The sequence below is a fragment of the Bradyrhizobium sp. HKCCYLRH3099 genome (genome assembly GCF_051167855.1).
In the GTDB taxonomy this organism is placed as follows: Bacteria; Pseudomonadota; Alphaproteobacteria; order Rhizobiales; family Xanthobacteraceae; genus Bradyrhizobium.
Genome location: NZ_JBNPTW010000001.1, coordinates 216,287 through 228,627 on the forward strand (window position 1 = coordinate 216,287; position 12,341 = coordinate 228,627).

The 12,341-nt window shown below is 65.3% G+C and carries 14 protein-coding genes and 1 pseudogene; 2 read left to right on the plus strand and 13 right to left on the minus strand.

Annotated features, from left to right (window positions below):
* Positions 1-316: 316 nt before the first annotated feature.
* On the plus strand, positions 317-1,717 hold the full coding sequence (locus ACQR1Y_RS01020) for an amidase (protein ID WP_434878237.1): 1,401 nt from the start codon (positions 317-319) through the stop codon (positions 1,715-1,717).
* A gap of 34 nt (positions 1,718-1,751) precedes the next feature.
* Here the strand turns inward: ACQR1Y_RS01020 and ACQR1Y_RS01025 are convergent.
* From ACQR1Y_RS01025 to ACQR1Y_RS01045, 5 genes and pseudogenes are all read right to left on the minus strand, one after another.
* Positions 1,752-1,862 (minus strand): annotated as a pseudogene (locus ACQR1Y_RS01025) (urea carboxylase); the annotation flags it as partial.
* Between the two features lie 36 nt (positions 1,863-1,898).
* The gene (locus ACQR1Y_RS01030) at positions 1,899-2,429 is read right to left on the minus strand and encodes a hypothetical protein (RefSeq protein ID WP_434878236.1); all 531 of its coding nucleotides are present in this window, start codon (positions 2,427-2,429) and stop codon (positions 1,899-1,901) included.
* Entirely contained in the window at positions 2,419-3,291 is an 873-nt protein-coding gene (locus ACQR1Y_RS01035) for an FAD:protein FMN transferase (RefSeq protein WP_434878235.1), read from the minus strand. Before ACQR1Y_RS01035 ends, ACQR1Y_RS01030 begins: the two co-directional genes overlap by 11 nt.
* Entirely contained in the window at positions 3,272-3,730 is a 459-nt protein-coding gene (locus tag ACQR1Y_RS01040) for an FMN-binding protein (RefSeq protein ID WP_434878234.1), read from the minus strand. The genes ACQR1Y_RS01035 and ACQR1Y_RS01040 overlap by 20 nt, the downstream gene beginning before the upstream one ends.
* Positions 3,731-4,142: 412 nt before the next feature.
* A complete protein-coding gene (locus tag ACQR1Y_RS01045) occupies positions 4,143-6,137 on the minus strand; it encodes a multicopper oxidase domain-containing protein (protein WP_434878248.1) in 1,995 nt (664 codons plus the stop codon).
* Between the two features lie 592 nt (positions 6,138-6,729).
* Here ACQR1Y_RS01045 and ACQR1Y_RS01050 point away from each other — a divergent pair.
* Positions 6,730-7,032 carry a hypothetical protein gene (locus tag ACQR1Y_RS01050; protein ID WP_434862221.1) on the plus strand — a complete coding sequence of 101 codons (303 nt, stop codon included), beginning with the start codon at positions 6,730-6,732 and terminating at the stop codon, positions 7,030-7,032.
* Positions 7,033-7,063: 31 nt separating this feature from the next.
* Here ACQR1Y_RS01050 and ACQR1Y_RS01055 read toward each other — a convergent pair whose 3' ends face one another.
* The 8 genes from ACQR1Y_RS01055 to gspG are packed head-to-tail and all read right to left on the minus strand — an operon-like array spanning position 7,064 to position 12,338.
* Positions 7,064-7,735: a hypothetical protein gene (locus ACQR1Y_RS01055; RefSeq protein ID WP_434878233.1), complete on the minus strand. Its 672-nt coding sequence runs from the start codon at positions 7,733-7,735 to the stop codon at positions 7,064-7,066.
* A gap of 8 nt (positions 7,736-7,743) precedes the next feature.
* The gene (gene gspM / locus ACQR1Y_RS01060; RefSeq protein ID WP_434878232.1) at positions 7,744-8,298 is read right to left on the minus strand and encodes a type II secretion system protein GspM; all 555 of its coding nucleotides are present in this window, start codon (positions 8,296-8,298) and stop codon (positions 7,744-7,746) included.
* Positions 8,295-9,380 carry a PilN domain-containing protein gene (locus ACQR1Y_RS01065; RefSeq protein ID WP_434878231.1) on the minus strand — a complete coding sequence of 362 codons (1,086 nt, stop codon included), beginning with the start codon at positions 9,378-9,380 and terminating at the stop codon, positions 8,295-8,297. The genes gspM and ACQR1Y_RS01065 overlap by 4 nt, the downstream gene beginning before the upstream one ends.
* Positions 9,380-10,324, minus strand: a complete 945-nt coding sequence (locus tag ACQR1Y_RS01070; RefSeq protein ID WP_434878230.1) for a general secretion pathway protein GspK — start codon at positions 10,322-10,324, stop codon at positions 9,380-9,382. The genes ACQR1Y_RS01065 and ACQR1Y_RS01070 overlap by 1 nt, the downstream gene beginning before the upstream one ends.
* Positions 10,321-11,019 carry a PulJ/GspJ family protein gene (locus ACQR1Y_RS01075; RefSeq protein ID WP_434878229.1) on the minus strand — a complete coding sequence of 233 codons (699 nt, stop codon included), beginning with the start codon at positions 11,017-11,019 and terminating at the stop codon, positions 10,321-10,323. Before ACQR1Y_RS01075 ends, ACQR1Y_RS01070 begins: the two co-directional genes overlap by 4 nt.
* Entirely contained in the window at positions 11,019-11,408 is a 390-nt protein-coding gene (locus ACQR1Y_RS01080; RefSeq protein ID WP_434862227.1) for a PulJ/GspJ family protein, read from the minus strand. Before ACQR1Y_RS01080 ends, ACQR1Y_RS01075 begins: the two co-directional genes overlap by 1 nt.
* Positions 11,386-11,859, minus strand: a complete 474-nt coding sequence (locus ACQR1Y_RS01085; RefSeq protein ID WP_434878228.1) for a pilus assembly FimT family protein — start codon at positions 11,857-11,859, stop codon at positions 11,386-11,388. Before ACQR1Y_RS01085 ends, ACQR1Y_RS01080 begins: the two co-directional genes overlap by 23 nt.
* Positions 11,860-11,861: 2 nt before the next feature.
* Positions 11,862-12,338 carry a type II secretion system major pseudopilin GspG gene (gene gspG, locus ACQR1Y_RS01090; RefSeq protein ID WP_434878227.1) on the minus strand — a complete coding sequence of 159 codons (477 nt, stop codon included), beginning with the start codon at positions 12,336-12,338 and terminating at the stop codon, positions 11,862-11,864.
* Positions 12,339-12,341: the final 3 nt, after the last annotated feature.

Genomic DNA, 12,341 nt, shown 5'->3' on the forward strand with positions numbered 1-12,341 from the left:
TAGATTGCACTCCGTCGTTGACAATGCGATGGGGAGTTAACTACCTTCTTCGTAGGGTATCTGTCGAACGTGGCGTGCGTTGAACTGGCCGATGTCGTCCAGCTCTTTGCACCGAGTGCTTCGTTCGAAGACGGACCCTCGACGACAAATCATGGACGCGGCATGTGAGCCATTCGTTGCCTCATTCGGGAGGTACGGGTGGCTTTTTTCGTTTGCCGCCCAAGATCTGTCGATCGAGACACGTCCGCGTCGCCAGACCGGCAGCGCAGGTCCGAGTGCGGAGCATGAGTCATATCGCGAGAGAGGATGACGAACGATGGCAGCAACAGATGTCCACTATCTCGGCCTCGTCGATATCGGACGAAAAATCCAGGCCAAGGAGTTGTCGCCGGTCGAGGTGACCGAGGCCATGCTCGGGCGGATCGAGCAGCTCGACGGCAGGCTCAAGAGCTTTGCCCATGTGATGCCCGACTCCGCGCTCGCGGAGGCAGCCGCAGCTAAAAAAGAGATTGCCTCCGGCAAGATCAGGGGGCCGCTGCACGGCGTGCCGGTGGCGGTGAAGGATCTCTGCTGGGCCAAGGGCGCGCCGGCGGCGCATGGCATGACCATTCATCGTGACTTTCGTCCCTCTGAGGACGCCACGGTGGTCGCCCGGCTCAAGGATGCCGGCGCCGTCATCCTCGGCAAGCTGCAGCAGACCGAAGGCGCGTACGCGGATCATCATCCGAAGATCGATCCGCCGAAGAATCCGTGGAATGCCGATCTCTGGCCCGGCGCATCGTCGAGCGGGTCCGGAGCCGCCACCGCGGCCGGCCTCTGCTTCGGCTCGCTCGGCACAGATACCGGCGGCTCGATCCGTTTCCCGTCTGCGGCCAACGGGGTCACCGGGCTCAAGCCGACCTGGGGGCGTGTCAGCCGGTACGGCGCATTCGAGCTCGCAGCGACGCTCGATCATATTGGTCCGATGGCACGGAGCGCAGCCGATTGCGGTGCCATGCTCGGCGTGATTGCAGGGGCGGATCCCAAGGATACAACCTCGGTTCCGCTGCCCGTACCTGACTATCTTGCTAATCTCTCTGGCGACCTCCGGGGTTTGACGATTGGGATCGACAGGCGCTGGACCAGCGAAGGCACCGACAACGATGCATCCGGGGTGCTGGCCGAAGCTCTGCGGGTGGCAGCCGATCTCGGTGCTGAGATCAAGGAGATCAGTTTCCCCGATCCCAAGGCGGTGATTGACGACTGGTTCCCGCTTTGCGGCATCGAGGCCGCGGTCGCGCACGAGGACACCTATCCTGCGCGCAAGGACGAGTACGGTCCTGGGCTCGCGGGTCTCTTGGATCTCGGCCGGCAGCAATCCGGCATGGACTATCAGAAGATCGTGCTTCGGCGCGAAGCGTTTCGCGGCGCAGTCCGCATGTTGTTCGAGACCGTCGATCTCCTGGCGGTTCCGGCGCAGGCCTTTGCTGCGCCGAGCCTCACCAAGATGGCGACCCTTGGCGAGGATGCTTCGCTGATCGGTGGCCTGCTTCGTTTCACATGCCCGTTCGACATGACGGGAAGTCCGACCGTGACCTTGCCGGGGGGCTTTGCTGCGAATGGCGGTCCGGTCGGATTCCAGTTCGTCGGCCGTCATTTCGACGAGGCCAGCCTGGTGCGCGCAGGCGATGCGTTTCAGCGCGTCACCGACTGGCACAAACGTCACCCCGGGATCTGATGTAACCACCGATCAGATTGGCCCGCAGGCAGAATCAGAACCTCTCAGCCGCAGCCGCCTCCCTGATCTCGACCCGTATGCGAGTCGGATCGAAGCCGTTGCAGCGGTTGTCGACCTGCGGGCAGTTGGAGATCACGAACAGCACACCCGCTGTTCGACGGCGCTCGCAAAGCGAATGACGTCAGCTGACCTTGCTCATCAGAGGCACCAGCTCGGCGTCGGCCGGCGTCTCGGCGGGCACCAGAGTGGCGGCGACCGCGTGCTGTGTCGGCAGAGGCGGTCTCACGGCTGCCACACTGGAGCGGCCGACAACGATATGGGCCGTGAGCACGACGGGAACGCCGAGCCCGAAGGCGATGTGGACGGTGCTGATCCAGGGACGCAGTGCTTCCGAGCCGACGTAGTAAAGCCCGAACGCGGTTGCGATCAGCAGACCGTACAGCGCGACGCTGAGCACCCCCGTCGCTCTGTTCCTGCTGGCGCGCCAGGCGCGCTGGACGTGCATCGGACCGAGCGCCCCCAGCAGCATCAGCGTGATCATCGCAGTGCCGCCATGCGTGCTCAGGAGCATGGCGGAGGCCTGCTGCCAAGCCTCGCTGTCCGCCTCCGAGCGGGTCTTCATCTGATCGGCGTAGATCCACAGCGCTCCGCTGGCAAACAGGAGACCGAAAATCGTATAGAGAGCGAGGCGAAACGCACCCTTAAGCCGCATGCTGCAGATCTCCTTGCCAATCGGGGGTCGTGAGGATGTCGCCGTTCGCCGCGACGAGCATGGCGCTCGCGCCGAACCGGGAGAGCTGCCCGGCAGCGGCTTCGCCCGTGATCATGACGATCTTGGTCAGCGCGTCGGCCACCATGCAGGTGGGCGCGCAGACCGTTGCGCCATGGATATTCTGGGCCGGCCGCCCCGTTGCCGGATTCACCACCGCGGTATCCGTCGTCTCGACAGACCTGAACGGATCGAAGCGGCGCGCCGACGAAGCCATCGCCTTGTCGCGCAATTCCAATTGGCAGACGATGCCGCAAGGTGAGCGCGGATCGCGTATATCGACGACCCGGGCACGCGGGCCGAACGCGGCGAGGTCACCGCCTGCGTTCACCATGGCTGTGGCGATGTCGTATGTCCGCAGCGCAGCGATTGCGCAGTCGACGGCAAAACCCTTTGCGATTCCGCCGAGGTCGATCTTGTATTCGGCACGATGGAAGCGGACGCGATCACCGGCGAGCAGTTCGATCGCGGAGCCCTCCTTCCCGACGATAGGCTGTCGCGCCCAGCTGGACACGCCGATATCGAAGGCGCCATCGGACAGACGCGCCATATCGACCGCAGCCTGCAGCACCTTGGTGGTCCAGGGATGCACCTGAACCGCCCGACGGCATGCCTCGCGGTTCAAACGCGAGACGTCGCTGTCGGGATCGTGGACGCTCATCAGCCGATGCACGTCGGCGACGGCCGCGAACGCCGCTTCGACCGCCTGCTCCGCGCCGTGCGCGCGCGCGTCATCGACGTGGATCTCGACGTAGGTCCCGAGCAGCGGCCGCGCACGCCGCAAGCTAGCGGAAGTGGCTGGCATGATAGGTCAGCACCTTCTTCACACCCTCGGTCACGTGGGTCGAGGACAGAGTCGCGCCGGATATGTTGCGGATGTCGGAATTGATGCGAACCTCGTTCTGGCTGCTCTTGCCGACGAACTGCGCAAGCCAGCTCGCATCATGCACCTCGCCGCCATAGGATTCGCGGTAGTTCAGGATTTCGACCTTGCGGACGCGCCCGTCCGGGCCGATCGCAACCGAGTAGTCGATCAGCAGATGTTTTCCGACGACATGATCGTAATAGAAATAGCCGCCATTGCTCGCCTTCCAGACCCGGCCGGCCTGCACCTCGGTGAAGCTCGCGCCGGGAAATGCAGCCTTCTGCGCCTCTTCGACGCTCATGTACTGCATGGCGTAGCCCGGCGAGGCCATCGACACGATCGCGGCGGCGGGCGCCGTCCATTTCAGCCAGCCGCTCATCACGCCCACCTCGTATTTGTTGTCATGTCACGATCCTCCCTCGCGAGCCGGCAGCGACGTCTTGCGGACGATCATGTCCTCAAGCTTCGCGACGGAAACGACACTGGCGTGATCGTCCGCCAGCCTCGTCATTCCGTTCGGCTTCCGTCAACCGCACCCAAGCGACTTTCTGCAAACCGGACTGATTGTCAGTGCGAATGAATTAAGTGGTTTGATTGCGGCGAATTGCCGCGTCGATGTTGGCGATTTGCCGGAGCGGCTGCGAAATTACGATGTTGGCGGTTGTGCTTTGACCGCACGGTCCCGTTGCCACGCCGACCGAACTGCTCAAGCGCGAGCGCCCTTCTCCATCGCGTTGTCGGCGCCGCGATCGCGACGCCGACATCCTCAGTCGAGGTCGGCGCGGCTGCGCCTACCACGGCATCTGGTTCATCGCCTCCCACGGCGATCCGTTATAGGGCGACGGCACAACCTTGATCTTCGCCATCATGCCTCCGTCCTCATGTTCGAGGATGTGGCAGTGATAGACGAACTCGCCGACCTGCGAGAACGGGATGTCCACGACCACCGGCTTCGACGTGCATTGCCCGCTGCGCCACTGCTCGATGGTACAGACGCCGTTCTGAGCGTCCATCACCTCCGGCACGTTGGGGGTCGCGACTCCCAACGGGACGTTGTCCTGCAGCATGCCGCCGCCGATGTTCTTGTTGAACGACACCGCCAGCGGCGTGTTCTCGCCCGCCTTGCTGTTGACCGTCCGGAACCGCGTCTGGTGAATGTGGAAGTTGTGGTTCTCGGTCGAGAGCTGCACCAGCTCCCAGGTCTCGTGCACGGGGCGCTGCCCTGCGGCCAGCGGCAGACAGACGATGTTCTGCGACGGATCGAACTGGCTCACCGGGAGCTGGGTGCCGGGCACCGGATTGCCGTTCTGATCGACCTCCTCGTAGCCGAGGCCGAAGGTGCCATCGTCGTTCAGATCAGCCAGCCCGAAGAAGATCCGCCGGCGATGACCGGGCGGCAAGGGACGGCATCCGTTGCGCAGCGGCGTGGCGCTGGCATAAGGCACCTTCGCATCGAGAATGCCGGACGGCTGCATCGTCGCCAGCGCATCGCCCCTGATGTCCAGGCCGTAGGCGATGTGGTTGCGCGAGCCGTGCTGGTGGAAGCGCACCTTGGCGAGATCGACCGCCGGCCACTGATCGCCGCTGCCCATCGTCAGCCCGGCCATCTTGAACGTCGCGGAGGCGACGCGTCCGGGACTCGCGATCGCGCCCGTGTTCGGATCGCGGTAGGTGACGAACACCTCCGTGCGCGAGCTCGGCATCATCACCATCTGGGTGACACAGACCGGCTTGGAATGGAAACGCGACGTCGGCAGCGGCGGACACGGCACCACGCGGAAACGCGCGCCGCCGAGATGGACCATGGTGTCCATCGTCGTATCCTGCGGCAGGTTCACGCTGACGCCGTCCACCGAGATCAGCTGCATGATCATCGGCTTCTGCGTCTCGTCATCCGTGAGCTGAAGATTGTAGGACAGGCTGCCAGACGCGTTGGTCAGACGCCAGACCTCACCGTCCGGGTCGGTCACCTTGATCTTCGGGAATGTCCGCCCGTTGACCGTGAAGTACCACTTGCCGCCGCTGAAATTGGTGCCGCCATCGGCCGAGGTGTCGACGCCGGGGCACGAACCCTCGCGCACCTCCGAACTGTCCGCCGGAAACTGCGCGCAGAAGTTCGGATCCTGCTGGTTGATCACCTCGCCCGGCTGGACGTTGACCGGGCCGCTGTCGAACTGCACCGGACCACCGGGCGCGACCTGGAGATCCTTCAGGATCAGGTGGCGCACGCTGGCGTCGGGAAACGGCGTATCCCTGGCGTCGCCATGCGCGTAGTCGGAGACCTCGCCGACCGAGATGATGCCCGCCAGCCCCTGAGACACCTGGTTCAGCGAGATGCCGTGGATGTGCGGGTGAAACCAGAACTGTCCGGACGGATGATTGCGCGGAATGTTGATGCGGAACTCCGCAGAGTCCATCTTGTTGGAGCCGTGCTGATGGGTCGTCTGCGGCACCGGCATGCCGTTGGCGGAGTTGAAGATCTGCACGAAGACGTAGTCGCCGAAGGTCGGATCATTGAGCGTCGGCGCGCGCGGCTCGACGATCAGCCCGTGCGTGTGCAGGTTGGTCGGATTGCGAAACAGGTTGGCCTGGCCGGGGTCGGTGTTGTGGTTCACCTTGGCCGGATCAAGCTGCGGCAGCTGGTTCACCAGCTTGATCTTGAGCGTGTCGCCCTTCTGGAGCGCCAGGCGCACGCCGCCATAGTCCGCTACTGCGGAATGAGCCGGACAAGTGTTGCCCCATGCGGGCCTGCGGCAGATCTCGTAGACCCAGCCGGTCGGGTTCATCGGCGAGCCGCTCGGCGGAGCATAGCTGATCGTCGAGATCGGCTTCGCCTTGGCGATCATCAGGAGATCGAGGACGCCGCGCGAGCTCCTGAACACGGTGGGCTCAGCCAGATCATGGGCGCTCGCCATGGTCCCGGTCATTGCGAGACCTGCCAACAGCGCGGCTGCGGAGAGCGATGTTCTGATTGTTGGTTTTCTCGTTGGTTTGCGTGGACACCCGACTGACATCCCTGATCCCCATTCGGCTCGAGACAAAGATCGTTGCGGCGCGATGCAGTTCATCGGATGCCGCTTGCGCGAAGCCTCACCCATGATCGGCGATGAGGCCATCGCACCCTCCCGCTTCGTGGCTACGGATGGGGGGTGTCTCCTTTGTGACCGTTTCTTTCGCTTTGTGAGACCCGCAAAACCGATCTTCAAGAATCGATCTAATCAGGCTGACAAACAATCGTGCTGTGCGTAGGCCGCACGTGCGGCGACACAAAAACGACAACCACCCCGCTTAGTTCGCTTCCGACGGGATCTGATGAGTCGGCAGGATTCACCGCGACGATCCCCGTAGATCTTTCGACCACGCCAAGGAGGCCTGAGAATGCTGCTTGCTGTTGCTCTCGCATGGGCGTGCAATGTGGCCGGCGTCGCCTGCGGCACGCCGACCGTCGAGACCATTCAGAAGGCCTACGAGCAGGAAGCGCCGGCGTCCGGCGTGCGCCACGACAAGGGGCTGAAGATCGTCGAGGCGAGCTGCGACAAGGGCGACGGAAGCGGCCGTTTCCTGTGCCAGGTCTCGTTCGTCTCCGAGGACGATCCCGACAAGCGGCTGTATTTCGACATCGTCTCCGCGGCGCTCACCGACAAGGGGTGGGTCCTGACAAGCGGGTTGTGCAAGCGCTGAACGAAGTTCCTCGCGGCGGCTTTCTTACCTCTCACAAGTGGCGGCGTCCCGACCTTTGCCGCTGATGCATGCGGAGCAGTCTCGATTCCGGCGACAGAAACGGCGCGCCTGATTGCGCCAATGGCGGCGCAGTCGGCGTCGACGGCATGTCGGCGATGGTCGTCGCAACCGGGATGATCGACTGCCCCGGCGTCTGCTGCGCGAAATAGAGCACGATGAGCTCCCCGCCCTTTTGCAGGGTGGCCGATCGCGCCTCGACATGGCGCAACGTCCAACCCTGATAGTCCGCACCGGTTCGGACGCGCAGAAGCGTATTGCTGCCGGACTCGAGAAAGATGGCAAGCCCGCGCTCGCCGTTGACCACGGTGCCGACCAGCGAGAGCGCCGGCCGCTCCGGCCCGCTCGGCTCCTGAATGTCCGGCGCGGCAGCAACAGGCGGCGTCGGCGCCTCTTCCGGCGGAGGACGCCGCGACGGCGAGAAGATCGGCCGGTCGCGCGTCGCGGAGAGCTGATCGAGCGGAATGCCCCAGAGCGGGTTGCCCGTTCGCGCCTGCCCGTTCGATGCGAGCGGCGTGTCTTGCGCCACCGCCGGCGCGCGCTCGTTCGCGGCCGTGAGCGCAAGATCCGGGCCGGCAGCCTCGGCGGACATGTCGCGCGAGGTCGCGACGAGAACGCTGATGGACAAGACGGCACAGAGTTTCATCGGAGCGTTCATTGCGGGCCCTGCCATTGTCCGGACACCATGATCGTGATGCGCAGCCTTCCGTTTGACATGGCTGCAGGGGCGCCGCCATCGACAGCCAACTCGTCGATGAACAGACACGGCATGCCGGCCTCCAGCTCGTAGAGGATGGGCTGCAAGGCGGTCTGGTCAGCCTCGAAGCTCGCGCCGACGCTGACCTGACGATCCCTGGCGCGCGGGCCTTGAACGTCGAGCTGCGAGGACGACACGCTGCCGCCATGGCGGCCCACGACCTCGTTCAGACGCTGCAGCAGCGCCGCGCCGGCGACCGTCACGGTGGGACCGTCGAGAAAGGCATATCCGGAAACGGCTCCGCCGCCTCTGTCCTCGCGGCCAACCGCCATGCTATGCGCATCGAGCAGCCGAAGCGTATCGGCCAGCGCCACCAGCTCGGTGCGCTGGTCCAGCAGGCTCCTGACCGGCAGCACCGTGGCTGAGCCCAGCATCAGCAGCAGGCCGGCGTAGACGGCAGCCGCGATACGGGGCGACGACGGAGTGGCGGTGAACAGCGATCCGATGCTCATGTGCCGGGTCCGAAATGAGGCTTGATGCCTGCTTCGATATGGAAACGCTGGCCGGCCTCGTCAGCCGAGCGTGTGGTCGGCGCAGAAAATGTCGCGCGCGTGAAGTGCGGCGATTGCTCGATCAGTCCGATCAGCGCGGGCGCATCTTGACTGACGCCTGCGATCTGCAGCCGGCCCTTGTCGATCCGCAGCTCGGTCACATAGGTGTCGTCCGGAAGAACCCGCGATAGCGCTTCGAGCAGCATCACGTCGGCCGCCGTGTCCTGCTTGCGTCGCAACAGACTGCTCAGCGCCGCATTGTCACCCCCCTGCGAGCCCAGGCGCAATTTTGCACGCCGCTCTGCAATCTTCTGCGACAGCATGCGTTGCTGGTCCTCGAAGCGCTCGCCGAGAAAGCCCGTGATCGCCAGCGACAGCGTCGCCGCGACTGTCGCGACGATCAGAACGGCCGTCAGCATGCGACCGACGCGGCCAACATCCAGCGATCCGCGCAGCTGCTGTTCGATCAGCCGCGTGGCCGTTGCCGTGACGGCCTGGCCGGCGTTCGATCCCGCAGGGGCCTCGGCAGCAAACAAACTGACCGACGCGGCACGCCAGGACTCCGCCAGCCGGACGAGCGGATCGATGCTAGATCTCGGCGCGGCGACGACCGTCGTCCGAATGCGGTCCCCTGGGATCTCGGTCGGAGCCGTGCTGCCGAACACCGCCTCCTGCACCGTCCACGGCGTCAGACGATCGAGCTGCGAGCGGACCATCGAGTCGAGAAACTCGACCGCACGCTTGGGGAGATCCAGCGGACGCCACAGGAAGCGGTCGGGCCGCAGGGTGATCTTGATCCGGCTGCTGCGCAGCACGTCCTTCCAATTCGAAGGAAGCTCGGCGGCAACTCCATGCACCAACCGTATCGTAACGTCCTGCGGCACCGATCGCCCGCTCGCGCTGATGATGAACATATCGCGCTCGGTCTCCACCAGCTCCACCGACGGTCTGAAATTGAGCCGGCCGATCGCATCGACGATGGCTTCGGCGACCGACCCGATCCATGTCGTGAACTCGCGGCGTGCGCGCATCAGGATGGTCATCACAGCGCCCTTCCTTTCTCCCTGAGCATCGTGGGGCTGCTCACATCGTCCCGCCATGACAGGATGCGATAGGGATCGTCGCCGTCGCCCAGCAGGATGACGGCCTCGGCCGCGGCCCGCCGGCCGGCATCGAAGTCGATCGTGATCCGCACCCGAAACGCATCACCGACGTCCAGCGTCGCGCCGGCTCGCGCTGGTCCGAGCACGGACGATAGCGACCTGGCGTCCCGACGCAGCGCGGCGCGCTGCGCCAGGAAGGCCTTGAGGAGATCCTGGGTCATCCCGGGCAGCGCAGCGACGACCTCGGGTGGCGCTTCGAGCGCATCGACCTCGCTACGCCCGCTGAAGACCGTCACGAAAGGCATCGCCTGGTCGACGAGAGCCGGCGGGATGTTCAGCACCAGCTGAAGCTCCTCGGAGTTTGCAAAGTGGCCGCCCCGCGGGACGTAGTCCACGCCGGCCGTCCGGTAGAGTTCGCGCTCGGCGTCCGGAGCATTGTCGCCCGGCGCGGTGCGCCAGCCGATGATTCGCTGCGCATAGTCGACGGCCTTCTCCGGGCGCGCTCCCAGCGCCACGAACAGATTGGCGAGCATCGGCCTGGAGGCATGGTTGAGATCAATGCGGGCTGCTTCCGACCGGAACGCGACCGACACCTGCGCATGGTCGAGCCTGAAGGAGAAAGCCCCCGCGGGCGCGCGCTGCGGCCTGGGCACGGCAGATAGTTTGTAGGCTGCGAGTTCGAGACCGGCCGAGACCAGCGCGGCAGACCGCAGCCGGGCGTCATCGAGCGACAAACGTTGCGCCGTGCTGACGAGGTAGACCGACAGCGCTCCGGCCAATCCGCCCAGCGCGATCAGGATCCACAACGCTGCAACGAGCACGAATCCGCCCTCGCGGTCGTGATGGAGGTGATCCAAGGCATCCGTTGCGGCGCGCATGATCATGGCTCCGATCGCGCCGCGGCACGCCCGACGGTGGCGCTCGCCGGCAGCAACGGCGTGTCGCAGGTCCGGTCCGCCGCGCTGCAGACGCTGTCAGCTGGAGCCGAGACATGGATGACCGCGATGCGCGAGATCGATGGCGCGCTCACATCGCTCGCGTTGCGGACGGTCACCCGGACTGCGGCCGGCAGCGTCTCGGATGCGCGCCACGACGGCATCCAGTTGCGGTCGGCACCCGCATAAGCAAACGAGACATGATACGGCGCCTGCAGCAGCACGACCGGCTCGGCCAGCGCGCGAGCGCTGCCCGGCGCGAACGCAGCGCGTCTTCGGCTCAGCACCGCGCCATCGCCCTCCCCCGCCTCGGCGATCCGAACCAGCTCGAGCCCGCGGCCGCTCCGTAGACCGAGCGCCACCCGGACGAAGCTGACCGAGGTCTCCGATCCGTCGAACAGCACGGATTTGGTCTGGCCGTCGGGCCGGATGAATTCCGCCGCCGCGATGTCGGCGCTGATGCGGTCGAGCGCGACGCTCAGGGACTCATTGCGCTGGATGCGAAGCAGCCCGCGATTCCAGTTCGGCATCCATTGCGCGGTGATCGCCGCAAGAGCCGAGACCAGCAGTCCCATCAGCGCCATCGCGACCAGCGCCTCGATCAGCGTGAAACCGGCTTGTGGATCTTTACATCGGCGCGCCATCACTCGGCCTGCCTTCGGAACAGACGGATGGTCTCGAGCTCCATCGTGGCGCCCGATGGCGACCGCACCTGGAGCACGATCTTCTGCGGCGTCCAGGCAGATGCACCGGGCTCGGCCGCGAGCGGCTGAGCCTGTGCGCGCCAGGTATGCGCCACCGTTTCCCCGGACTGCATTCCCGACGCCGGCAAGCGTGACGGGAATGCCAGCCACAGCGCATTATGGGCCGCCTGCACCAGCGCCACATGCTGCTCCAGCTTGCGGCTTCCACGCGACGACGAGCCGGTCAGCGCCGCAATCGCGACGAGCGACACCGCCACGATCGCGAGCGCGATCAGCGTCTCGATCAGGGTGAAACCCGCGGTCGCGTTATGGTCTGGTGAGGCCGGCATTCGACGCCACTTCGATCCTTCCCGTCAACCAGTTGACCCGGATTTCGTAGCCGGCTTCGCCATGCGCGAGCGCGACGATGCCGCCGCACGACATGCCGGAGCCGAAAAAGCTGATCGTGTCGAACGCCGGCCGATCGACGCACTTGCGCGGCAGCACCGTCTCGAGCCGTACGTCCTCAGGCAAACGGACCACCTGCCCGCTCGTCCCCGAGCGGATCGTCCGTGCCTTCGCATCAATGCGCGTGTCGACCGCGCGCCCGTGTCGGATCGCGGCGTTGCGATCGGCCTTGAGCAACGCGGCCGCTTCGAGCGCATAGGCTTCAAGTCGCGGCCGCGAAGTCTGCCTGGACATCGCCGGCAACAACACGGCCGCCATCAACGCCACGACCGCAAGCCCGCAGACGACTTCGAGCAGCGTGAACCCGGCCATGCTGCCGTCCGGATCATTCATCGCTAGCGCACCCCGACGGTGACCGATGAGGAGATGTCGGCCGCGAGATCCGTGCCGCCCTCCTGGCCATCAGATCCGTAGGAGAGGATTTCGTAGGGGACGTGCTGCCCGGGAGACCGGTAGACATAGGCATGGCTCCACGGATCGCTCGGAACGCTCCCTCCCTTCAGGTAGGGTCCGGCCCAGCCCGCAATCGTCGATGCTGGCCGCACCAGGGCAGTCAAGCCTTCCGACGTCGTCGGATAACGGCCGGTGTCGAGGTAGAACAGATCGAGCGCGCTCGAAAAGCTCTGGATCTGAATGCGCGCCGTCTTCACGCGGGACTCGTTCAACGACGACAGCACGCGCGGCCCGATCAGGCCCATGATCATCCCGATGATGGCGATGACGACCAGCATCTCGACCAGCGTGAAGCCGCTCTCGTCACCGCATCGGCTGCGCAGACGCCGCATGGCGGCGCTGGTCGCTGGCTGTGTCATCTG

Coding starts and splice junctions, on each gene's coding strand:
- ACQR1Y_RS01020 (WP_434878237.1), top strand. CDS start 317: ATGGCAGCAACAGATGTCCACTATCTCGGCCTCGTCGATATCGGACGA.
- ACQR1Y_RS01030 (WP_434878236.1), bottom strand. CDS start 2,429: ATGCGGCTTAAGGGTGCGTTTCGCCTCGCTCTCTATACGATTTTCGGT.
- ACQR1Y_RS01035 (WP_434878235.1), bottom strand. CDS start 3,291: ATGCCAGCCACTTCCGCTAGCTTGCGGCGTGCGCGGCCGCTGCTCGGG.
- ACQR1Y_RS01040 (WP_434878234.1), bottom strand. CDS start 3,730: ATGAGCGGCTGGCTGAAATGGACGGCGCCCGCCGCCGCGATCGTGTCG.
- ACQR1Y_RS01045 (WP_434878248.1), bottom strand. CDS start 6,137: ATGAACCCGACCGGCTGGGTCTACGAGATCTGCCGCAGGCCCGCATGG.
- ACQR1Y_RS01050 (WP_434862221.1), top strand. CDS start 6,730: ATGCTGCTTGCTGTTGCTCTCGCATGGGCGTGCAATGTGGCCGGCGTC.
- ACQR1Y_RS01055 (WP_434878233.1), bottom strand. CDS start 7,735: ATGAAACTCTGTGCCGTCTTGTCCATCAGCGTTCTCGTCGCGACCTCG.
- gspM (WP_434878232.1), bottom strand. CDS start 8,298: ATGAGCATCGGATCGCTGTTCACCGCCACTCCGTCGTCGCCCCGTATC.
- ACQR1Y_RS01065 (WP_434878231.1), bottom strand. CDS start 9,380: ATGACCATCCTGATGCGCGCACGCCGCGAGTTCACGACATGGATCGGG.
- ACQR1Y_RS01070 (WP_434878230.1), bottom strand. CDS start 10,324: ATGATCATGCGCGCCGCAACGGATGCCTTGGATCACCTCCATCACGAC.
- ACQR1Y_RS01075 (WP_434878229.1), bottom strand. CDS start 11,019: ATGGCGCGCCGATGTAAAGATCCACAAGCCGGTTTCACGCTGATCGAG.
- ACQR1Y_RS01080 (WP_434862227.1), bottom strand. CDS start 11,408: ATGCCGGCCTCACCAGACCATAACGCGACCGCGGGTTTCACCCTGATC.
- ACQR1Y_RS01085 (WP_434878228.1), bottom strand. CDS start 11,859: ATGAATGATCCGGACGGCAGCATGGCCGGGTTCACGCTGCTCGAAGTC.
- gspG (WP_434878227.1), bottom strand. CDS start 12,338: ATGACACAGCCAGCGACCAGCGCCGCCATGCGGCGTCTGCGCAGCCGA.